The 23,697-nt window shown below is 36.0% G+C and carries 18 protein-coding genes; 16 read left to right on the top strand and 2 right to left on the bottom strand.

Annotation, left to right across the window (positions count from 1 at the left end; genetic code table 11):
• Window positions 1-5 precede the first annotated feature (5 nt).
• The 15 genes from dxs to L323_RS26055 all read left to right on the top strand — a co-directional run bounded on the left by dxs (window position 6) and on the right by L323_RS26055 (window position 20,185).
• Window positions 6-1,877, top strand: coding sequence for a 1-deoxy-D-xylulose-5-phosphate synthase (gene dxs, locus L323_RS25985; RefSeq protein WP_020814568.1), 1,872 nt, complete (start codon window positions 6-8; stop codon window positions 1,875-1,877).
• Between the two features lie 22 nt (window positions 1,878-1,899).
• Window positions 1,900-2,712 (top strand): TlyA family RNA methyltransferase, encoded by an 813-nt coding sequence (locus L323_RS25990; RefSeq protein WP_020814569.1) that lies wholly within the window; start codon window positions 1,900-1,902, stop codon window positions 2,710-2,712.
• Between the two features lie 68 nt (window positions 2,713-2,780).
• Window positions 2,781-3,641 carry an NAD(+)/NADH kinase gene (locus L323_RS25995; RefSeq protein ID WP_020814570.1) on the top strand — a complete coding sequence of 287 codons (861 nt, stop codon included), beginning with the start codon at window positions 2,781-2,783 and terminating at the stop codon, window positions 3,639-3,641.
• A gap of 3 nt (window positions 3,642-3,644) precedes the next feature.
• Entirely contained in the window at window positions 3,645-4,097 is a 453-nt protein-coding gene (locus L323_RS26000) for an arginine repressor (protein WP_004617715.1), read from the top strand.
• A 30-nt stretch (window positions 4,098-4,127) separates the two neighbouring features.
• The gene (gene recN / locus L323_RS26005; protein WP_020814571.1) at window positions 4,128-5,828 is read left to right on the top strand and encodes a DNA repair protein RecN; all 1,701 of its coding nucleotides are present in this window, start codon (window positions 4,128-4,130) and stop codon (window positions 5,826-5,828) included.
• A 208-nt stretch (window positions 5,829-6,036) separates the two neighbouring features.
• Window positions 6,037-7,362, top strand: coding sequence for a SpoIVB peptidase (gene spoIVB, locus L323_RS26010; RefSeq protein ID WP_020814572.1), 1,326 nt, complete (start codon window positions 6,037-6,039; stop codon window positions 7,360-7,362).
• Window positions 7,363-7,636: 274 nt separating this feature from the next.
• Window positions 7,637-8,482: a sporulation transcription factor Spo0A gene (gene spo0A, locus L323_RS26015; protein WP_020814573.1), complete on the top strand. Its 846-nt coding sequence runs from the start codon at window positions 7,637-7,639 to the stop codon at window positions 8,480-8,482.
• Between the two features lie 210 nt (window positions 8,483-8,692).
• A complete protein-coding gene (locus L323_RS26020) occupies window positions 8,693-9,379 on the top strand; it encodes a response regulator transcription factor (protein WP_014313779.1) in 687 nt (228 codons plus the stop codon).
• Window positions 9,379-10,905 carry a sensor histidine kinase gene (locus tag L323_RS26025; RefSeq protein WP_020814574.1) on the top strand — a complete coding sequence of 509 codons (1,527 nt, stop codon included), beginning with the start codon at window positions 9,379-9,381 and terminating at the stop codon, window positions 10,903-10,905. Before L323_RS26020 ends, L323_RS26025 begins: the two co-directional genes overlap by 1 nt.
• A 71-nt stretch (window positions 10,906-10,976) precedes the next feature.
• Complete coding sequence (locus L323_RS26030; protein WP_020814575.1) at window positions 10,977-12,545, top strand: S1C family serine protease; 1,569 nt, start codon at window positions 10,977-10,979, stop codon at window positions 12,543-12,545.
• A 182-nt stretch (window positions 12,546-12,727) separates the two neighbouring features.
• Complete coding sequence (locus tag L323_RS26035) at window positions 12,728-14,194, top strand: HD domain-containing phosphohydrolase (protein WP_020814576.1); 1,467 nt, start codon at window positions 12,728-12,730, stop codon at window positions 14,192-14,194.
• An 18-nt stretch (window positions 14,195-14,212) separates the two neighbouring features.
• Window positions 14,213-15,673 (top strand): glycogen synthase, encoded by a 1,461-nt coding sequence (locus L323_RS26040; RefSeq protein WP_020814577.1) that lies wholly within the window; start codon window positions 14,213-14,215, stop codon window positions 15,671-15,673.
• A gap of 27 nt (window positions 15,674-15,700) precedes the next feature.
• The gene (nth, locus tag L323_RS26045; protein ID WP_020814578.1) at window positions 15,701-16,333 is read left to right on the top strand and encodes an endonuclease III; all 633 of its coding nucleotides are present in this window, start codon (window positions 15,701-15,703) and stop codon (window positions 16,331-16,333) included.
• 33 nt (window positions 16,334-16,366) lie between these two features.
• On the top strand, window positions 16,367-18,493 hold the full coding sequence (locus tag L323_RS26050) for a cell division protein FtsA (RefSeq protein WP_020814579.1): 2,127 nt from the start codon (window positions 16,367-16,369) through the stop codon (window positions 18,491-18,493).
• A 15-nt stretch (window positions 18,494-18,508) separates the two neighbouring features.
• Window positions 18,509-20,185 (top strand): sensor domain-containing diguanylate cyclase, encoded by a 1,677-nt coding sequence (locus L323_RS26055; RefSeq protein WP_020814580.1) that lies wholly within the window; start codon window positions 18,509-18,511, stop codon window positions 20,183-20,185.
• On the opposite strand, the gene L323_RS26060 is transcribed toward L323_RS26055, so the two are convergent.
• Both L323_RS26060 and rpmB read right to left on the bottom strand, forming a co-directional pair.
• The gene (locus L323_RS26060) at window positions 20,182-20,862 is read right to left on the bottom strand and encodes a PsbP-related protein (protein WP_020814581.1); all 681 of its coding nucleotides are present in this window, start codon (window positions 20,860-20,862) and stop codon (window positions 20,182-20,184) included. The genes L323_RS26055 and L323_RS26060 overlap by 4 nt on opposite strands.
• A gap of 315 nt (window positions 20,863-21,177) precedes the next feature.
• Entirely contained in the window at window positions 21,178-21,366 is a 189-nt protein-coding gene (gene rpmB / locus L323_RS26065; protein WP_004617754.1) for a 50S ribosomal protein L28, read from the bottom strand.
• 246 nt (window positions 21,367-21,612) lie between these two features.
• Between rpmB and recG the strand changes: the two genes are divergently transcribed.
• Complete coding sequence (recG, locus tag L323_RS26070; RefSeq protein WP_020814582.1) at window positions 21,613-23,685, top strand: ATP-dependent DNA helicase RecG; 2,073 nt, start codon at window positions 21,613-21,615, stop codon at window positions 23,683-23,685.
• Window positions 23,686-23,697 lie beyond the last annotated feature (12 nt).

Below are 23,697 nucleotides of genomic sequence, written 5' to 3' on the forward strand. Positions count from 1 at the left end.
TACAAGTGGGGTATTTGGATAGTATAAACTCTCCTGAAGATATAGAAAAATTGGAGATTGAACAGTTAAAGGTTCTTGCAGAAGAAATCAGAACATTTCTTATATATAAAGTTTCAAAAACCGGGGGGCATTTAGCCTCTAATCTGGGTGTTGTTGAATTGACACTTGCGATTCATAATAACTTTAATACAAATAAGGACAAGATTGTTTGGGATGTAGGACATCAATCATATGTCCACAAAATATTGACTGGCCGAAAGGCAGATTTTGATACGTTACGAAAATTCGGAGGTTTAGCTGGATTTCCCAAAACCTGTGAAAGCGTACATGATTGCTTTAACACAGGGCACAGCAGTACATCGATTTCTGCAGCACTGGGTATTGCCCGTGCAAGGGATATAAAGAAAGAAAACTATAGTGTAATGGCTGTGATAGGCGATGGGGCAATGACTGGCGGAATGGCTTACGAAGCCTTAAATGATGCCGGAAGACTGACAAGTAACTTTATTGTGATACTTAATGACAATGAGATGTCCATAGCACAGAATGTTGGCGGAATGTCAAGATACTTAAGTAAACTGCGTACTGACCCTGTTTACACAAAAACTAAAGAGGATATAGATAATTTTCTTGATAGGATGCCAAATATTGGAAAGAAGGCCAGAAAGGCTGTACGCAAATTAAAAAGTACTGTGAAATACCTCATTACGCCGGGAGTATTTTTTGAACAGTTAGGTTATAAATATTACGGACCTGTAGATGGGCATAGTCTGGATGAGTTAAATAAATCACTACAGGCAGCAAAAAAAATTAAAGGGCCTGTGCTGATTCATGTATGTACTCAGAAGGGAAAGGGTTATTCCTATGCAGAAGAAAGTCCCGACAGATTTCATGGAATAGCACCTTTTGAGGTGGAGACCGGAGAAACGTACGGTAAGAAGTTGCCCGACTATTCTGAAGTTTTTGGGGAAGCGGTTTTAGAAGCTGCCGGAGTAAATGACAGGGTGGTTGCCATATCAGCAGCAATGGCAAAAGGAACGGGATTATACAAATTCAGCGAAACGTATCCGTATAGGTTTTTTGACGTGGGTATAGCCGAACAGCATGCGGTTACGTCGGCTGCCGGAATGGCTATTAACGGTATGGTACCGGTTGTTGCAGTTTATTCATCATTTTTACAAAGAGCATATGACCAGTTGATACATGACGTAGCACTTCAGAAGCTGCATGTAGTTATAGGCGTGGACAGAGCTGGGATTGTAGGTGAGGATGGAGAAACTCATCAGGGTGAATTTGATCTGTCATTTTTAAATCACATACCCGATTTTACAATAATGGCTCCTGCCGACTATTATGAACTTAAAGCAATGGTTGATTATGCCATAAACAAACATACCGGGCCTATAGCCATCAGATATCCCAGAGGCAGAGGAAAGGATTTACTTACACAGGAGATACCTTTAGTACCTGGCAAGGGAGCAGTGCTAAGAGAGGGACAGCATGTGTGTATACTGGCTGTGGGCAGTATGGTTGAAACAGCTTTACAAGTATCAGAGAAGTTGAAAGAGCACGGTATAAATGCAGGAGTTGTCAGTGCAAGGTTTATTAAGCCTTTGGATGTAGAATTGATTAAGGAATGTGCAGACAAATATACAAACCTCGTAACGATGGAAGACAATTGTGTAATGGGTGGATTCGGCAGCAGAGTACTTGATACCCTTAACACTTTTAATTATAAAACACGTTTACTTATAAAAGGTTTGCCGGAGCAGTTTATATCTCAGGGTTCAAGAGAAGAGCTAATGAAAAAACTCAGATTAGATACAGACTCAGTAACAAATGATATAATAGATATGTTAAAAAATACCACGTTATAATAAATCTTTTGGAGGGTATATTTTGGAAAAGGAAAGACTTGATGTACTACTTGTAAATAAAGGCTTGTTTGAGAGCCGTGAAAAATGCAAGAGTGCTATTATGGCCGGACTTGTGTGGATTAATGGAATCAGGGAGGACAAGCCGGGTACAAAAGTCCCTGTTGAATGTGAGATTGAAATAAAGGAAAATGTCAATCCTTATGTAAGCAGGGGAGGATTAAAGCTTGCTAAAGCCGTGAGTGCTTTTAATATAATTCTTACAGATAAAACCTGCCTTGACATAGGTGCGTCTACCGGAGGATTTACGGATTGTATGCTTAAAAACGGTGCAACAAAGGTAGTTGCTGTAGATGTAGGGTATGGACAGCTTGCATGGGAGTTGAGAAACGACCCCAGAGTTATATGTATGGAACGTACTAATGTCAGATATGTTAAGCCGGAAGATATAGGCTTTTTATCTGATTTTGCATCAATAGATGTTTCATTTATATCACTTACAAAGGTGTTGCCGGCAGTTTTGGCACTTTTAAAGGACGAGGCTGAGTTGGTATGTCTTATAAAACCGCAGTTTGAGGCAGGGCGTGAAAAGGTTGGTAAGCACGGTGTTGTAAGGGACAGCGCCGTTCATAAGGAAGTTATATTTAATATAATTAATTTTGTTATAGCCAACAATTTATTTATAAAAGAGTTATCGTTTTCACCGATTAAAGGCCCGGAGGGCAATATAGAGTATTTGTTGTATACAACGAAAAAAGAAAATCAGGATTCAAAAGATACAAATGAACTTGTAGAAAGTGTTGTTTCTGAAGCACACAACACACTGGTAAAAAGCTGAATAATCTGTTAAAGTGTAAAAAAAGATAAACAACTATGTTACTGCACGGCTCATGGAGGCTGACGACTATGAAAAAAATCGGAATTATAACAAACAGAGAAAAAGACAAAGGTTTAGAATATACAAAACAATTGGTTAAAAGTATTCAAAAACACGGCGGACAAGCTGTATTGCCTACTTATGACGGTACTTTTGAAATGGATGATATTGACAACCATGTGGTTGAAATTTGTGATAATTGCGATATGATCATATGTCTCGGTGGAGACGGCACTTTTCTAAGAACAGCCAGAACCGCATATTTGTACGGACTCCCTATGTTGGGTATTAACCTTGGGTCTCTTGGGTTTTTAACTGATGTGGAAAAAGGTGAAATAGACAAAGCGGTAGAAAATATATTGAATGACAGGTACAGTTTAGAAGATAGAATAATGTTATCATCCAAATTGTACAAGGAAGGGAAGTTAGTTGCCCAGGACGTGGCAATAAATGATATTGTTATTTCGAGAGGGGGTATTCCCAGAATACTTCACCTTAGTACTTATATTGATAATAACCTTGTTGAAATGTATCCGGGTGACGGTATCGTTGTGGCTACACCAACAGGTTCCACAGCGTATTCCTTATCGGCAGGAGGACCCATAGTTGAGCCTACATCGGAACTGATTATCATAACTCCGATTTGTCCGCATATTTTGTCGTCAAGAGCATTAATTACATCGGATATGCGAAAAATAAAAATATGTGTATCACAGGGTTTTGAGCACAAAGCTATTGTAACTGTGGACGGACAGAAAAATCTTGAAATAACAGGTGGAGATTATCTTGAAATAGAGAAAACAGACAGTACTGTAAAAATAATCAGGGTAAATTCCAAAAACTTTTTTACCGTACTCAGAAGTAAAATTTACGAGAGAAAAGAGGAGTAAAGTATGAAATATAACAGACATGCAAAAATTTTGGATATAATCGATAATAACGATATTGAAACACAGGAAGAACTTGCAGAAAAGCTCAAGCAACAAGGGATGGATGTGACTCAGGCCACAGTTTCCCGTGATATTAAGGAACTAAGGCTGATTAAGGTTATGACTGCTGAAGGCAAATATAAATATTCTGCTTTTGCTCAGTCTGAAAATCAGGTTTCAAACAGATTGATTACCATTCTAACGGAAGCATATGTTTCCAGTGATTATGCAAATAATATCGTTGTTGTTAAGACACTCTCAGGTATGGCTCAGGCTGCCGGTTCTGCAATAGATTCACTTAAATGGACTGAAATACTGGGTACAATAGCCGGAGATGATACATTGATAATGGTTTGCAGGGCTGAAAAAATTGCTGAGGACATTGTTAATAAATTTAATAAAATGATAAAATCATAAATTACTTTTTAAACAGGCAGGTGTTTTTGTATGCTGTTACAGCTCGATATCCAGAATATTGCACTTATTGATAAGATAAGTCTTGAAATTGCACCGGGGTTGAATGTCCTTACAGGTGAAACCGGTGCAGGAAAGTCCATTCTTATTGATTCAATAAATGCCGTCCTCGGAGAACGTGTAAACAGGGACATAATAAGAAATGGTAAAGAGAAGGCATTTATTGAAGCTGTGTTCGAATATGACAGTACTTATATAAATGACATTTTGAATGAACTGGGTATTGAACATGAGGATGGTAGCTTGATTCTATCAAGGGAAATAAGTTTGAGCGGAAAGAATACGTGTCGTATTAACGGAAGATTGGTAAATGTTTCCGTGCTAAAACAAGTAGGTCAGCTTCTTTTGGATATTCACGGTCAGCACGACAATCAGTCACTGCTTAAAACAGAATCACATATTGAATTGTTGGATGCTTTTGGCGGAGAGGCCATTCAAAAAGTTAAGTCTGAATATCATTGTCTCTTTGAGGACTATAAATCAGTAAAATCCAAACTTAAAGGCATCGTTGGAGATAAAGGTGAAATTGAACGCAGGATGGATATGCTGAAATTTCAGATTGACGAGATTAAAAATGCCAAACTAAAGGAAGGCGAGGATGAGGAACTATTAAAAAGGAGACAACTACTCGCTAATTCCGAGAAAATAATGAATTCCATACATAGTTCTTATCAGTTGCTGAGTGATGGGGGAGACACCGGTAAATCAGCTTTATATAATATAAACAAGGCACTTTCTGAGCTTGCAGCCGTTCAGAAGTACGATGAAGGGTTTATTCCTTTGTCCGAAAAACTGGAATCAGTTGTTTACCAGATGGAGGATATTTGTGAGGAGTTAAGGGCAAGAAGGGATGAAGGTGATTTTGACCCCGATGAACTGTCAGTAATAGAGGAAAGACTTGATATTATTACCAGGGTAAAGAGGAAGTATGGAGCAGGTATAATAGAAGCCTTGGATTTTCTTAAGAAATCCCAGATTGAATATGACGAATTACTCCAGAGTGAAAGCCTTGCTGAAGACTTGAAAAAGCAGCTGGTAGCCATAACTCAAAAATTGCAGGAAACAGCTACTAAGCTGCATTCTCAGAGGGAAAAGGCAGCTCTGGTTCTTGAAAGTAATATAACTGCTGAACTTGAAAATCTTGAAATGAAAAATGCCCGTTTCAAGGTCAATATTATAATGGATGATACAAAGCATAATTTCACCAAAAATGGTTTGGATAATGTGGAATTTCTGATTTCAAGTAATGCGGGGGAACCATTAAAACCCCTTAGCAGAATAGCTTCGGGTGGTGAAATGTCAAGAATTATGCTTGCCATAAAAACTATTCTTGCCAATGTAGATGCAATCCCAACACTTATATTTGATGAGATTGATACTGGAATCAGTGGAAAAGCAGCTCAAAAGGTTGGAGAAAAGCTGTCCTACATTTCAAGAACCCATCAGGTTATATGTGTTACTCACTTGTCCCAGCTGGCGTGTATGGCCGATAATCACCTCTATATTGAAAAAAATTCTAATGGTGAAAATACATACACTACCGTAAGAATTTTGGATGAAAAGGGCCGTATTCAGGAAATAGCAAGAATAATAGGAGGTTCTGACATAACCTCCATTGCTTATAAGCATGCGGAAGAATTACTTCACTCTGCTGAAAATTTTAAGAAAAAATAATTATAGAAATCGTTTCCAAAAATCGAAAAGTCGCCAAACATGACAGATATGAGTTTTAATTACCTGTCATGTTTTTTTTTACTTGAATAATAAAAATGCATAAAGGTTAACTTATGATTATGATTTTGAGATCACGCTTTAATAGGCGTGATTTTATTATCCGCAAGCAGCCGTAAAGATATTTTAAATATCGGGAGAGTGAAAATAAATGCACTATATCAAATCAAATAAGAAAAAGCTGTTTGTATTATTATTTGTTTGTTTTTGTGTTATTACACTCAGTTACTTGCAAGCATTTTCCGTAATTCCAGAAAAACTTATTCTTCTGGAAGGAGAGGAGTATATTTACAATTTTAAAAGCTTCTATTTTGTAAATATCAAGGCTGATAACCGGGCAGTTCTAAAACTTAATAATACTGATATAAAAGCGCAGGGGAATTATCTGGAATTAATATCTCCACTTTCTTTTAAAACTCAAAAGAGAGGCTCGGTGAAACTTAATTTCAAAGCATTTGGAGTTATACCGTTAAAGACTATGCAAGTAGACATAATTCCTAGTAAAAAGCTTGCTGCATGCGGAAATACTATAGGGGTTAAAATTAGAATGGATGGTATTTTAGTAATCGGGCTTAGTGAGGTTGATAAGCCAGACGGCTCTAAGTCTGCGCCTGCCAAGGATGGAGGTATAAAGACAGGAGATGTCATTTACGAGGTAAATAACAAAAAATTGTCAGGTATTAAAGATCTTATTGATGAGATTGATTACTGTAAAGGAGACAAGCTGACAATTAAATTCAAACGTGGCAATGAATTTATGACTACTACCATTAATCCAATTGAAGGTGTAAATGACAAAAAATATCACATTGGATTATGGGTTAGAGACAGCACCGCAGGTATAGGAACTATGACATTTTATGATCCCGAAACTCATGGATTTGGCGCACTGGGGCATGGCATAACGGATGCTGACACCGGAACATTGATGCCTGTTAACAGCGGAGAAGTAATGGAATCAAATATTATTTCTGTAAGAAAAGGCGAGCAGGGAACACCGGGCGAACTTAAAGGAATATTTATGGAAAACAAACCCCCATTGGGAAATATATTTACCAATGCAGAATGCGGAATATATGGGCGAATGTTTGAAGATTTTCATATTGACAAAAACCGATTATATCCAATAGGTTTGAGAGGCCAAGTAAAAGTTGGACCTGCAACGATTTTGTCAAATATAGAAGGAAACAAAATTGAAGAGTTCAGTATAATTATTGAAAAGGTTTCAAGGCAGTCTTTCAGCGGGCCAAAAGGAATGGTTATAAGAGTAAATGACAAGAGGCTATTGAATTCAACCGGAGGAATTGTTCAGGGTATGTCAGGCAGTCCAATAATACAAAACGGTAAATTAATCGGAGCAGTTACACATGTTTTGGTTAATGACCCTACAAGAGGTTACGGAATATTTATTGAATGGATGTTAAAAAATATTTCTGAATCCCCTGTAAAACAAGAAGAACAACTTGATGCAGGATAAACTACAGATAAAATGTCAGCAAGTAACATAAATATAAATGAAAACATTATACTTATTTCTCTTTTTGGGCAATAATATAATGTTTTTTATTTTAAAAGAAGATTTTTAAAATGCAACAAAATGTGCTACTATAGACTTATACAGCGGATTTTAAAATTTCTGAAAAAATAATTCCTTGGCAATTCGTGTAAAAAACTTGAAATAATGTCGAGTTCAAAATATAATAGATTCATGACATATAATGGAAAAATTAAAAACATGGGGGGTTTTCAGTTTGAGTAGTAAAAAAATAGAAGTCCTAATCGCAGATGATAACCGAGAGTTTGGAGACATCTTATGCGAGTACTTATCCAACCAGGAGGATATAGAGGTTGTTGGTCTTGCAAGAGATGGATTCGAAGCAGTTGATTTGATCCTTCAAAATACTCCTGATATAGCAATTCTGGACATAATAATGCCTCATTTGGATGGTTTGGGCGTTTTGGAAAAAATAGCTTCATCCAATCTTGAGAAAAAGCCATTATTTATTGTTCTTTCTGCCGTAGGACAGGATAAGATTACCCAACGCGCTTTATCATTAGGTGCGGAGTACTACATAGTGAAGCCATTTGACATGGATGTTCTTGTAAGCCGAATCAGACAACTTAAGGATAACACATATTTATCTTCAGCTAGCACTTCCACATCAATGAATTCTTCCATATCGCAACACAGAAGTGATACATTTATCACAGAAAAGAAGCCGGCACATATTAATAATACTTCAAGAAGCCTTGAAGTTGAAGTAACAAATGTCATGCATGAGATTGGAGTGCCTGCACATATTAAGGGTTACCAGTATTTGAGAGACGCAATAATGATGGTTGTTAAAGACCTTGACGTTATAAATTCCATCACAAAATTGTTATATCCCAGTATAGCAAAGGAATATAATACTACTCCAAGCAGAGTTGAAAGGGCAATACGCCATGCAATTGAAGTTGCATGGAGCAGAGGCCAAGTAGAGGCTATAGATGCACTGTTTGGATATACAGTAAATATAGGCAAGGGGAAACCTACCAATTCAGAATTTATTGCAATGATTGCCGATAAGCTGAGATTGGAATTGAAGGTAAGCTAAATAAGGAATGCTTTTTAGAGTTTAGAAATAACCTTTTTATTTATTTGGTAAAATAATACCTATGAATAAAGAGGTTTTTTTATGTTTATCAATAATACTGATTTTAATTTTTTGTTAACAATTTAAAAATTTTCACCTTTTTCACACGGAATTGATATAATTAAATTAATTTTATGGAAAAAAATTAACTTACAAAGACAAGGAGTACTTATGAGTAGTAAAAGCAAAGTATTAATAGTTGACGATGATAGAAATATATGTGAGTTGATAGGGTTATACCTTGAAAAAGAAGGATATGAAGTCCTCTATGCTTATAACGGGCTTAATGCTGTTGATACATTTAAAATACAGACTCCTAGCCTGGTAGTTCTGGATATTATGCTTCCCGGAATCGACGGTTGGCAGGTATGCCGGGAAATAAGGAAGGTAAGCTCCATACCTATTATTATGTTAACTGCGAAAGGCGAAACCTTTGACAAGGTCCTTGGACTGGAGCTGGGAGCAGATGACTACATGGTTAAACCCTTTGAGCCTAAAGAGCTAGTTGCAAGGGTAAAGGCAGTATTAAGAAGATATGAGCATAAGGAAGTAGACACACTGGAAGTTGCATTTCCAAACCTGATTATAAATAAGAGTAATTATACAATCCGTCTGAAGGGCAACCTGATAGAACTTCCTCCAAAGGAATTGGAACTCTTATTTTTCCTAGCCTCCAATCCAAACAAGGTTTTTACAAGGGAGCAGCTACTGGAACATGTATGGGGATTTGATTTTTATGGAGATTCCAGAACTGTTGATGTTCATGTGAAGAGAGTTCGTGAAAAAATAGATCTGGAAGGTCAGCCATGGCAGCTAAAAACCGTATGGGGTGTTGGCTATAAGTTTGAGGTGAAATAATGATCAGGTTTAAAAAGACAATATTTCAGAAGCTCGTAGTGGTTTTTATAGGACTGCTTGTTTTAAGCTATGTAGTTACAGGCGGCTTTTTGTACTATTTTTTAAATGGTTTCGTTACAAAACAGCAGACTGATACTCTTGGTGAGAGTGCAGAAAATATAAGGGACTTTTTCTACAATTATTATCTACCAAATAAAAACAACCAACTGGTTCAGGGGATTTTTCGTCAAACCCTTGAAATGTACAGCGTTTCAAGTAATTCTATTATTTGGATAGTTGATAATACGGGGCATATCCTTATATCAGTATCCAGCGATGATCAAATAAGCGATGTTCTGAAGCAGTACATAGATGATTCGGGATATCCGAAGCTGCCGGATATAAGGCAATATATAAAAGTAATGAATAACAGTGGTAAAACACAAACAGAAACAGGAAACTTTTTTGGCTTTTTTAGTAATGAGGCTTTCCAAAAATACGGAAGTTCGTGGCTTACCATCCAGATGCCGTTTGAAGTAACACCAATTAATGGAAGGCAGCAGACTATAGCGGCCGTTTACCTGCATACTCCGGTACCTGCTATTCAAAAAGTAAGAACCTCGGTATTCAGCCTATTTCTTATTTCAGGTGGAGTAGCCATAATTCTTGCCATAATTCTTGTTTATATATTTTCAATCAGATTTACACGTCCTTTAAAACAGATTAACAATGCTGCAAAAATAATTGCAGGGGGAGACTTTCAAAAAAGGATTGTTGTCAGTTCCCGGGATGAGATAGGGCAACTTGCGGACAGTTTTAATCATATGGTTGAAGATTTGCAAAGGCTGGAAGAACTCAGAAGAGGATTTATTGCGAATGTTTCTCACGAACTACGAACGCCAATGACTTCTATAAGAGGTTTTATAGAAGGTATCCTTGACGGTACTATACCTCCTGAAAAGCAAAAAGACTACTTAACGATTGTGCGGGATGAAACCAACAGGCTTAACAGATTGGTGAATGATCTTCTGGATCTGGCGAAAATGGAATCCGGTGAGTTGACGTTATCTATGAAGCCTTTTGACATAAACGAATTAATAAGAATTTGCGTCATAAAGTTGGAAACTCTAATTACCTCCAAAAATTTGGAAATAGAAGCTAATTTTGAGATAGACAGCATGATGGTATTAGCTGACAAAGACTCCATTGAACGGGTTATTATAAATCTCTTGCACAATGCCGTAAAATTTTCAAATGAAAATGGTAAGATAATAGTTGAAACTGCAAAGAATAAAGATAAAGTCTATGTATCTGTTAAAGATAACGGTATTGGAATAGATAACGATGATAAAAAAAGAATTTGGGATAGATTTTACAAGTCAGATAAATCAAGGGGAAAGGATAAAACAGGTACCGGTCTTGGTTTAGCAATCGTAAAAAATATTATAACTGAACATAAACAGGATATATGGGTGGAAAGTGAGGTAGGAAAAGGAACAAAGTTTATGTTTACACTTGATTACTACAAAAGTCATGTTGAAGATTAACACTTTGTTCATACTTTTTTAAAAATACATCATTAAAATAAAACTATAGAAAAAGGAAGGGAGACTTCATAATGATCGACGATAGAGATGATAAGATAAATGAAAATGGTTCCATTAGTGACCAGCCGCAGAATGATAACGGCACTTATGAAGTAAACAGCAATTCAGAATCACAGGGGTCTGAAAGTACAACTCAGGAGGATAACACAAACAGCAGCAACCAATATGAAATAACGAATCCTGAAATTGAAAATGAGGAGCCGGTTGATAATGTAGCCGGAGAAAATACAAATCAAGATACTGTTGATGCTAATTACAATTTAAACACACAAGAATCACAAACCGGACCACAAGAAGTTGGTACGTCTAATTTTAGTGTAAAAGATAACAACTGGGAAACGCAAGGTGTACCGAGTCCGGCTTATAACAATTATTACAAGGAAAGCTTTAAAAAAACAAATACTAAAAAGTCAAATGCATGGAAATATGTATTAGTATCAGCTGTAAGCTCTCTAGTTGGAGCAGCGCTTCTTGCATTGTTAATGCTTTTTGTTGCACCGGTTGTGCAGCCACATATAAAAGAATATCTTGGAAATAATTTCCCAGGTCTTAAAACAGAAAGTACACAACCCAATAATACCGGCGAACTAAAACGGGTAGAGATTGTACAAAATGGAGAATCAGCGGTAACCAGCGTTGCAGAAAAAGTTGGACCTTCAGTAGTGGGTATAAAAACAACTTATCAAAATTCCAATGAATTATTTGGTGTTCAGTCTGAGGGCGGTGAAGGTTCAGGAATAATAATAAGTGCGGATGGATATATCCTTACAAACCATCACGTTATTGAAGGGGCTTTAAATGACAAAACCAGAGGCATCAGAAGTGACGCAAAGATTGAAGTGTTCCTTCCAAACAGAATAGATAAGCCATATTCCGCGACAGTTAAAGGTTACGATTCTAAAACAGACCTTGCTGTTTTGAAAATAAATGAGACAAATCTGCCTGTTATAGAATTCGGTAATTCAGATGACATTAAAGTAGGTGAGCCGGCCATTGCAATAGGCAATCCGGGAGGCCTTGAATACATGGGTTCTTTGACATACGGTGTTATTAGCGGACTAAACAGAACCGTTCAGTTGGATGGAGGAAAGAGAATCAGGCTTGTTCAGACAGATGCTGCTATAAACCCCGGAAACAGTGGCGGTGCATTGGTGAATATTAAGGGACAGCTTATTGGAGTAAATACAGTAAAAATGGTTGCAACAGGATTTGAAGGACTTGGTTTTGCAATCCCGGTAAATGAAGCAAAAACAATAGCAGATGAACTTATGACAAAAACCTATATTGCAAAACCTTATCTGGGGATTTCAGTTAATCAGCAATATACGGAAGATATAGCAAAGGCAAATAATATGCCGGCAGGTGTATATGTAGCAGATGTTGAGCTGTTTGGTGCCGCTGCTAAAGCAGGTATAATGCCTGGCGATGTAATAACTAAGTTCAATAATAAATCAGTGAAATCCTATGATGAACTTGAAGATATAAAGAATAAGATGAAACCTGGGGATGTTGTTAAGATTGAAATCTTCAGAGATGGAAATTCAAAAACCGTTCAGGCAAAATTAGGTGAAACAAAGTAAAAAATATTTATATGAAGGCTGTCTCGTGAACAATTAATTGTTTCATTGGACAGCTTTTTTTAATTGTAAATAAAAAAAATTTAGGGAATAAATAAATTGTATTGCTAATAAGTAAAAAAAAATTTACAATTAGATATATAATCTTAGGATTTTTCTGGAATTATAAAATGCTGGAGGCATATATGAACTTAAGCAAATATTATTCACATCTAGTTAAAATAATTATATGCGTTATAGCTTTACCATGCTTTATATACGGGATTTATATGAATGCTGAGAAACCGTTGGCTATAACTTGTGGTTTGTGTATTGTATTTTTAGCATATGATATTTGTGAATATATTATTATAGATAGAAAAAATCGAAAAAATATAAAGAAATATGGAATTCTCCAGCAAAATGAGTATCTTCTCAATACGATAGCGGGAAAGAGCTATTTTAAGACTTTAAAACTTCTTGTGGAAAAACAGAATCAGTTAGAAGCATTAAGCATTACGTCTGAAAAATTTAACTCTACAATTGAAATTGAAAATATAATTAAATATGTATACGATGTATTTAAAAAGTTTACAGGGTGTGACAGGTGCCTTATTTGCTTCAAGGATGTGGATTCTCAAGATATATATTGTAAATATGAATTGGGAGAAATAGTGTTTGGAGAAGTAGGGAAATATTTTGACGAGGATTCTGTTGTTACACAATGTTTTAATACAAATTCCGTTGTAGTTAAAAGCGGGATTGATATTAAAAGAAGAGGTATATTGGGAGACAAGCTTGTGATACCTCTTAACATATCCGATGAACAGCTGGGTGTTATTTTTCTTGAAACAAAAAATAAAGATTCTTTTAAAAAAGTAAATCTTACATTTCTCCAAAGTCTTGCAAATTATGCAGCTGTCGCCATGTACAAGTCTCAGCTAATAAATGATGTATATATACAGAAGCAGGAAATTGAAGCCCTTTATGAGGAAACAGCAGCGGTTAACGACGATTTGAATAATAATATTGAAAGTCTCAATACAGCCAAGGACGAACTTCGTCAAAAAAATGAAGAGCTTCTAAGGTACTCGGAAAGCCTTAATACAGGATATATTCAAACAGTTATGTCTTTGGTAAATGCAATCGAGGCAAAGGATGCTTATACCAGCGGACATTGCCAGAGGGTGATGGAGATTTCATGTGAGATTGCTGCCCGTATGAAGCTGGATGAAGATACTATACAGGATTTAAGATATGCGGCAATTTTGCACGATATAGGAAAGATAGGAGTATCGGCTTCAATTCTCAACAAATCAGACAAATTAACTGATGGTGAATATGAAGAAATAAAAAAGCATCCACTCATTTCCTATAATATACTTAAAAATGTAGAATTTTTAAGAAACGGTTTAAAAGCAATTCTGGAACATCACGAAAAATATAACGGTGGCGGTTATCCTAATGGGCTAAAGGGTGAGGAAATCAGTCTTTTAGGAAGAATATTATGTATAGCAGATGCCTTTGATGCAATGACAAGTGACAGAACATACCGAAGAGGTATGACAATGGAATTGGCAATTAACGAAATTGAAAGGTGCAAGGGTATTCAGTTTGATCCAAGAATATCGGATCTTTTTATAAATATGATTAAAGAGCTGATTAACAACTAGCATTTTGGAGGTAATGTGGTGAATTTATCTAATAAACAGTTAAAGGTACTTTTTGTATCCGCAGAAGTTGACCCTTTCGCAAAGACCGGGGGCTTAGCTGACGTTGCAGGTTCTCTGCCAAAGGAGTTAACGCTGCTGGGGCAGGATGTAAGAGTACTTATGCCGCGATACAAAAGTATAGATACAGAATTAGCTTATGTAGCCGATTTTCCGGTTGAAATGGGCGAAAGAAAAGAAACATGTGTAATCAAGGAAAGCTGTATACCTGTTTCAGGTTCAAAAGAAGTTAAGGTCTATTTTTTAGAAAACTATCATTATTATTATAGAGATGGTATATATTGCTACCAGGATGATGCACAAAGATTTATAATGCTGTGCAAGGCAGCCCTTGAAATGTTACCCTATATTGACTTTAAACCGGATATTATTCATTGCAATGACTGGCATACTGGCCCTTTATGTCTGCTTTTAAAAGAAAAATATGCCAAACATGATTTTTATAAAGATATTGCTACGGTTTATACTATTCACAACCTTGAGTATCAAGGAAATTTCAGTGCTGATATATGCGGTTTTCTAAACTTGGAGGAAGACTTCTTTACCTATGACAAGGCTGAATTTTATGGAATGTTCAGTTTTATGAAATGCGGACTTGTGTATTCAGATAAAATAAATACCGTAAGCAAGCAGTATGCGCAGGAAATTCTTTCAACTGCATACGGTGAAAAAATGGAAGGTATACTTAATAAAAGGAAAAAAGACCTTTTCGGTATTGTAAATGGAATATCTTATGAAGAGTTCGATCCCGGTAAGAATGAAGATTTATATAAGGGTTATGACTCTAAATGCCCGTGGAATAAGAAGGAAAACAAAAGAAAATTCCAGAAAGAGTTCGGCTTAGCTAAAAGTGATGCTCCGATTTTGGCAGTTATTACGAGACTGACACATCAGAAGGGTCTGGAACTTATATTGGGGTGTATCGACAGATTTATAAAAGAAAAGGATATACAGTTGACTGTTCTTGGAATCGGGGATGAATATTATCATAACTCGTTTAAGGAACTTCAGAAAAAGTATCCCGATAATGTAGCAGTTTTTTTGGAGTTCAACCAAAAACTGGCTAAAAAGATATATGCCTCAGCAGATATGTTCTTAATGCCTTCTCGTTTTGAACCTTGCGGCTTAGGACAGATTATTAGTTTCAGATATGGTACAATTCCCGTTGTAAGGGCTACAGGAGGCCTTGCTGAAACTGTAATAGATTATGATAAGGATAGAAAAAACGGAAATGGGTTCTCTTTCACGGAATTTGATGAAAAGGAATTTGAGGATACTTTGAATAGGGCAATACAGGTTTATTGCAGTCAAGAGTGGGAAGAATTGGTTGTCAGGGCGTTGGAAAGTGATTTTTCTTGGAAGAAGCCTTGTATTAAGTACTTAGATTTATATAAAATAGCTTTAGAACACAAAAATAGATAACATAAGATAAAGAAGGTATAAAATTCGATGACTAAAAAGGAAAAGGTTCTGCAGATGATAGAAGTTCTTGACAGGCTTTATCCTGGCGCGGAGTGCTCCCTGCAGTATGAGAACCCGCTTCAGCTTTTGATTTCTACTCAACTTGCAGCCCAGTGTACTGATGCCAGGGTAAATATAGTTGCAAAGGATTTATATAAGAAATATCCATCGGTAGAGGCATTTGCAAATGCAGATGTAAGAGAACTGGAAGAGGATATTAAATCAACTGGGTTTTACAGAAATAAGGCAAAAAACATAATCGCTTGTTGCAAGATTATTACTGAAAAATACAACGGAAAAATTCCTGATAATATGGAGGAACTTCTTGAATTGCCCGGGGTAGGACGTAAGACAGCGAACCTATACTTGTATGAGATACATGGAAAGCAGGGAGTGGTTGTTGACACCCATGCTAAAAGACTTTCAAACAGAACGGGTCTGACCAAGAATGAAGACCCTGAGAAGATTGAATATGATTTGCAGAAAATAATTCCTAAAGATAAATGGGCAGACTTTTGCCATAAGTTGGTCTTTCATGGCAGAGCTGTGTGTAACGCAAGAAAACCTGAATGTGAAAAGTGTGAGATAAATCATTTATGCAGTTATTATACTAAGAAATAGAGTCACGACTGTTTTTATACATGGGGGTAAGGTATGCCTGGTAAACAGAAGATAACAAAAACTAAAGTAGAAACATTTAATGAAGAAGATTTGATATTTGCTCTTGATATTGGAACAAGAACAGTTATAGGTATAGTAGGAGTTTATGAGAAGGAATGTTTCAGGGTTGTTGCGGCTGAGATATGTGAACATAAAAGTCGTGCAATGCTGGACGGACAAATACATGATATTGAAAAGGTTGCCGAAGTAATAACTCAAGTTAAAGAACGACTGGAGAAGATACTTGGGGTTGCTTTGACAAAAGTAGCCATAGCAGCTGCAGGAAGGGTTCTAAAAACAAGTCAGACAAAACTGGAATACGATATTGAACAGGGACGTGAAATAACATCGGAAATTGTGGGAAGTCTGGAAGTTGACGCTATTCAGAATGCACAATTTAAGCTAGATAACGAAATATCCAATGAAGAAAAAATGACCTTTTATTGTGTCGGGTATAGTGTTGTAAACTACTTTCTCAATGGGTATGTTATTTCGTCACTTGTAGGGCATAAAGGTAAGAAAATCGGGGTGGAAGTACTGGCTACATTCCTGCCTCACGTTGTAGTAGACAGCTTATACACGGTTATGTCAAAGGTTGGACTGGAGGTAATAAGTCTCACGCTTGAACCTATAGCTGCAATAAATGTAACTATTCCAAAAGATTTAAGACTTTTGAATCTTGTTCTGGTTGATATCGGTGCAGGAACATCGGATATAGCAGTAACCAGAGACGGCTCCGTGGTGGCGTATGGCATGGTTCCGATAGCTGGTGACGAGATAACCGAAAAAATAGCTCAGGAGTTTTTGGTTGATTTTAATACTGCTGAGAAAATTAAAATATCTATTTCATCTGGTACAGAAAATATCAAGTATACAGATATACTAGGGAATAAGTATGAGATTACACACCAAAAGGCTATTGAAATAATAAAACCTTCTATAGATTTTTTAGCAGGAAGTATATGCGATAAAATTCTGGAATTCAATCAGAAGGCCCCCAATGCGGTGTTTCTGATAGGAGGCGGGAGCCAGATACCCGGGCTTACAAACAGGATAGCTGAAGGACTGGGGCTTCCTGATAACAGAGTTGCAGTAAGGGGGAGGGATGTAATACAAAACATAAAGACCAAGATTAAAAAGTTAACAGGGCCTGAATCTATCACACCTTTTGGGATAGCCATGATGGCACATATGCAAAGAGGCCAGGACTTTATGACTGTCACTGTAAATGAAAATAAAATAAAGCTGTTCAACTCCAAGAAGCTTAGTGTAGCAGATGCTTTAATATTGGTAGGGTATAATCCTGATAAGCTGATTGGCAGATCAGGAAAGTCATTGAAGTTCACACTTAATGGTAAAGATGTGAGTATTAAGGGTGAACATGGAAGGGCGGCTGAAATTTTCGTTAACAATGAGCAGGCAAGTCTTGATACTAGAATAAATAATAATGATTCCATATACATAAAGCCTTCATACAATGGTATGGACGCTGAAAAGAGAGCAATTGATTATATCAAACACCCAAGAGGGCTAACTGTCTTTTTGAACGAAGACCGGATAGAGCTTGTACCGTATTGTTCAATTAACGGGCAGGTATGCGGTATGGATGTACCTATAAAAAATGGTGATAAGGTTCAAATAGAGGAAATAGTCACACTAAAGGACTTCATAACAAAATTTGAAATTGGTCTTGAAAGCAGTTTATTACGGGTCAATGGGGAAATCGGCAGTCCTGAATACATACTAAAGGACAACGACAGTATAACTGATTCGGAACTTCTGGAATCAGTTGCTGTAACTGCTCCTGAACAGGGCTTTGAAGAACAAGAGATTTATGAGACTGATGATGTATTAATAAATCAATTGGAACAGGATAATATGGAAAACAACAGTGTTCCTGTACCTGAAAAAGGCTTTGTTATTTATGTAAACGGTGAAAGAATCGAATTGAAAGAAAACAAGCAGTATATTTTTGTGGATATTTTCAACTATATTAATTTTGATTTGTCAGTACCTAAAGGAAACATTATATTAAAATTAAATGGAAGTCAGGCTAATTTTACTGATACAATTTCTCGGGGAGACAATATAGAAATTTATTGGGAGAATATGCAATTGTAGTTAGAAAGGAAATATATGAATAAAATACAAAAATATGAAAAGGTTATGATTAACCTTTATTGGGTATTTATTGTATTACTGTTTTCTGCATTGCTTTTCAAGCAGGAACTTTATACTGATGCTAATGTTTATTTTAGTAAGGAAATTTTTCTCATAGTATTTATAGCGTCAATTTTGTCTCTGAATATTGTTAAAATTATATTTGTAAAAAATATAAATCTATATTCAGATACAGTATTTGACATTTTTAGGTCAATCGAAGTCTTTTTGACATCCGTATTTTTATTGCCATTTTCGGATGGGATAGAGTACCTTTCTCTTGTCTTGCCTTTATTTTTTATAAGCATTCACAAGGGCAAAAAGTTGACCTATACGTTATTGAGTTTCAGTGCAGTAATCAAGGTAGCACATATATTTATAGTATATGGGATACAAGAGTCCTTTGATGTTACAAAAGTACTTTATAGTCTTTTCAGGATTGTGTGCATATACATATTACTACTTTGTATATTCCGTATAAGTGCTAAAATTTACTCTGAAAACTTAAAAAATGAACAGGAAAATGATAGGTTGATTGATGAATTGGGTGAGAAGTATGAGCAGCTTGCTTTCGCCAAGGATAAAATAAAGAACCAGTATGAAAAGCTAAAGGAAACCAATTTTAAGCTTGAAGATACAAATAAAAGGCTCACGTCAAGTATTGCAGAGTTTTATACCCTTCAACAAGTGAGTGAGGCCATAGGCTCCATTCTAGACATAAACGAGTTACTTAATTTTGTAAATGATGTAATAATAGGTGTAATGGGCGTGAACTATTCTACTATATTATTGTTTGACCAGAAGAAAAACAGACTTAAGGTACAGTTTACAAATATCACAAATAAAGAAGAGCTTGCGATTTTGGCTGATAATGTTAATTGTGAGCTTCTCCTTGATATATTGCAAAATGAAAAGCCTTTGATAGAAAATATGGTTGACCCTGATAAATACGATTTTATTCAGACAAGACAAATAGGTTCCTTTATGTGCGTGCCTTTGAGTTTGAAATCCAGAAAGTTCGGACTCACTCTCATTGAACACCGTAATAACAACACATTTAATACCGAAAACTTAAGGCTGCTTACTACCATGGGAAAACAGGTAAGTATGGCAATTGAAAATGCCGAACTTTATGCCAACCTTCAGGAAATGGCCACAGTTGACGGTTTGACAGGGGTTTATAACCGTGTCTACTTCCATGAAAAATTCGAAGCTGAATTTAAGATGGCTGAGGAAAAGGGGTACAGTTTATCTCTGGTAATTCTGGACATTGACTTTTTCAAAATATTTAATGATACATACGGACATCTTTTTGGTGATGTAGTACTGAAAGAAGTAGCACAAACAGTAAAAAATAACCTGCGGGGAACTGATACCATCGCAAGGTTCGGGGGAGAAGAATTTGTACTTATCTTACCACGGACATCAATACAACAGGCTCATGAAAAAGTTGAGTTTTTGCGAACAAAGATTGCAGGCAATGTAATTAAAGACAATCTTATATCAGCCTCTGTTACTGCAAGTTTTGGGATAGCGTGCTATCCTGAAACATCTTCGAATCAGGTAGGATTAATCAGAGATGCAGACAATGCACTATACAAGGCAAAGGAAAATGGAAGAAATTGTATTATGATTTCTCCAAAAGTAGGTTAATTAACTTTCATAGAATTTACCATTTTCCAAAACATATCATAGTCTTCATGGGTATAATTTTTTTCAGGTATATAAAAACTAATTCTATATAGCCTGGAATCCTTTGAGAGGAATACTTCAAGTGTTTTATAGTTTTCATTGGAACCTTTTACGGTATACTCCCAAAAATACCCTTTCATTTTATTGACTTCGATCTCTTTGGAATTGAAATTGATAAAATCGGCAAGAGAGTTTTCCTTTGATTCCTCAAGAAACTTACTGAGTTCGTAAGGCAGATTCCAAACCTGAACAAACCCTGTAAAGGAATTATCGTTTTTATTTTGAAAATCTACATGATATAAAATTTCACTGCCCGGAAAAGCCTGCTGATTCAGTTTGAAATTTGAAGGATAACTGAAATGAAATTTGTCTTCGGGTGACTTATAATCAATAAAACTCTTATATTTACTGTTGCTTGCCTGAATATATGGAGCAGAAGCAGGGTCGCTGGCATATACATTTTTAATTGCGAAATCCATGGGGTAAGAAAAAGATATTTGGCTGTTAACCGTTATTGTATAATAAGAGTTTCCATAAAAAAAAATACGAACAAATGTAATAATACCTACAGAAAATACAATAAATACTATTATCATTATAAGTTTTTTTCTTTGACTGGCATTAAATAGAGAAAACATCTGACCACTCCCTTTAAAAAAATAGCTTATCCGTATATATCTATTCACTATAATAAAGATTTAGACAACTTTTTAGGTTAAGAATTTGTATTTACTATCACGAAAGTACTTTTGGCGGAATATGATAAATAGTAAGAGCTATTCAGGGGGAGTGTAATTATGAAAATAGTAGTCGTAAAAATGCCTAAGTTTTTTGGAAACATATTAAAGAAGGTATTTAAAATAGGCTGATCCTAATGATGAGGAAGTAATAAAAATAAAAATAAAAAAGCGTCTCGTAACGCTTTTTATTTTTAGAAATTTAACGTAATCAAATTATATAGCTCTGGTAACTTTGTTTGAACGAAGACACCTTGTGCATATGTTAATTGACTTTGGTGTGCCATTATCAATTATCTTTATTTTTCTTACATTAGGTTTCCATGTACGGCTAGTAGCATTTAATGCATGGCTTCGGTTGTTACCAAAAGTAGTTGCTTTACTGCATACTTCACACTTTGCCATATATTACACCTCCTTTAATTATTGGAGAATTTTATTTTCTCAATATCTCGGCATCAAGCAATAACTATTTTAACACACAAAAGCCATATACTGCAAGTCTTTTTAATTTAAAAGTATTAGGATTAATATCTGATAAAAGGATACAGGACCAGATACCCTTTTTCTATGTCGAAAAATATGGTACAATTTACTTTACATAGCCGAGACTTAACGGGATATTGTTAGTGTACTTACAAAAGAGGTTGTATGAAAAAAATAACAATTAACGATTTGAAACAAAAATCAATCAGATATATAAAGGGTGTTGGTGAATCAAGGGAATTACTATTTAAAAAATTGGAAATCCACAATTTTTTTGATCTCTTAACTTACTATCCAAGAGACTATGAAGACAGGAGCAGTATAAAGAATATAGCCGATCTTCAGAATGGTGTTCCGTGTTCCTTTGAGGGAACAATAGTATCGAATGTAAGCTTAACAAGACCTAAGAAAGGTATGACGGTATCAAGAGTATCAATAGAGGACAGTACCGGAAAGATTACAGCAATTTGGTTTAATCAGCCATATGTAAAAAACTCTTTGACACTTGGAGAAAACTACATATTTTTCGGAAAAGCAGACAGAAAATTAAATAAACTTCAAATAGTAAATCCAGTCTTTGAAAAAACAAGTTCTAAATACATGAAAAAAAGCCTGAAAATACTTCCTGTTTATTCTTCTACGAAAGATTTAGGGCAGAATATTATAAGATCGGTTGTATATGAGGCAATAAAGGGAGTAAATGATATTGAGCTTGAAGACATGATACCTTTATCTGTCAGAGAAGAGTACAAGCTCGCTGACAAAACCTATTCAATAAAACAAATACACTTTCCGGCCTCTGCCCGGGATATTGAACTAGCAAGGTTCAGACTGGTTTTTGAAGAACTTTTTATGCTGCAGCTGGGGCTTTTATCGTATAAGAGCCTTGCAACTGATACAAGAGTGGGTATAAAATATACTCACATAGACGAAATGGAAGGCTTTATTGAATCTCTTCCCTTTGAGCTTACAAACGCACAGAAAAAGGTTTTTATGGAAGTCGAAAAGGACATGGAAAGTTCTCATGTAATGAACAGGCTTGTGCAGGGGGATGTGGGTTCAGGAAAGACAATGATTGCAGTTCTGGCGCTGTTTAAAGCTGTTAAGTGTGGCTATCAGGGAGCTTTAATGGTACCCACTGAAATATTGGCAGAACAGCATTTTAAATCGATAAGGAGCTTGTTTGACGGCTTTGGTATTTCAGTTGAATTGTTATCCAGCAGTCTGACTAAAAAACAGAAGCAGTTGATAGTAGAAGAACTAAAGGAAGGAAAAACTGACGTTGTTATTGGAACTCATGCACTTATAGAGGATTATGTAGAATTTAAACAGCTGGGGCTTGTAATCACTGATGAACAGCACAGATTCGGAGTTCGCCAAAGAACAATATTGACAGAAAAAGGTCAGAATCCTGATGTGCTGGTTATGACTGCAACTCCAATTCCTAGAACCTTGGCATTGATTTTATACGGAGACCTGGATATATCAATCATTGATGAACTCCCGCCAGGAAGAAAACCAATTAAAACATACTCTGTAAATGAAACTATGAGGGAGAGGATTAATAAATTTGTAAGGGAAAAAGTAAAAGAAGGCAGGCAGGTATATATCGTTTGCCCCCTTGTAGAAGAATCCGAGGAGATTGAGGCAAAATCAGCAGTAGTTACTGCTGAAGATATAAGCAAAAGTGTATTCAGTGATTTAAACGTGGGAATTATTCATGGGAAAATGAAATCATCTGAAAAAGAAGATATTATGAAAAGATTCGTTTCGGGTGAAATAAGTATTCTTGTTTCTACAACTATAATAGAGGTCGGTGTAAATGTGCCAAATGCTACTGTGATGATAATAGAAAATGCTGAAAGGTTTGGTCTGGCGCAATTGCACCAATTGAGGGGGAGAGTCGGCAGAGGAGATGAGCAATCCTTCTGTATTTTGTTTAACCAATCAAATTCAAAGGTTGCAAAAGAGAGAATGAAAATTATGACTCACTCAAACGACGGTTTTGTAATCTCAGAAAAAGACTTGGAAATAAGAGGTCCCGGTGAATTTTTTGGCACCAGGCAGCACGGGATTCCCGAATTAAAAATAGCCAATCTGTACAAGGATATGGAAATTTTAAAGCTGGCTCAGGATAGTGCAATGGAGATTATCCGGGCTGACCCGGGCCTTATGAAACATAAGGAACTGAAAAAACACCTTGCCGTGTATTTTGGGGACAAGGTTACATTATCATAATAGAAGTTAGGT

The sequence above is a fragment of the Ruminiclostridium papyrosolvens C7 genome, from assembly GCF_000421965.1.
Taxonomy (GTDB): domain Bacteria; phylum Bacillota; class Clostridia; order Acetivibrionales; family DSM-1351; genus Ruminiclostridium; species Ruminiclostridium papyrosolvens_A.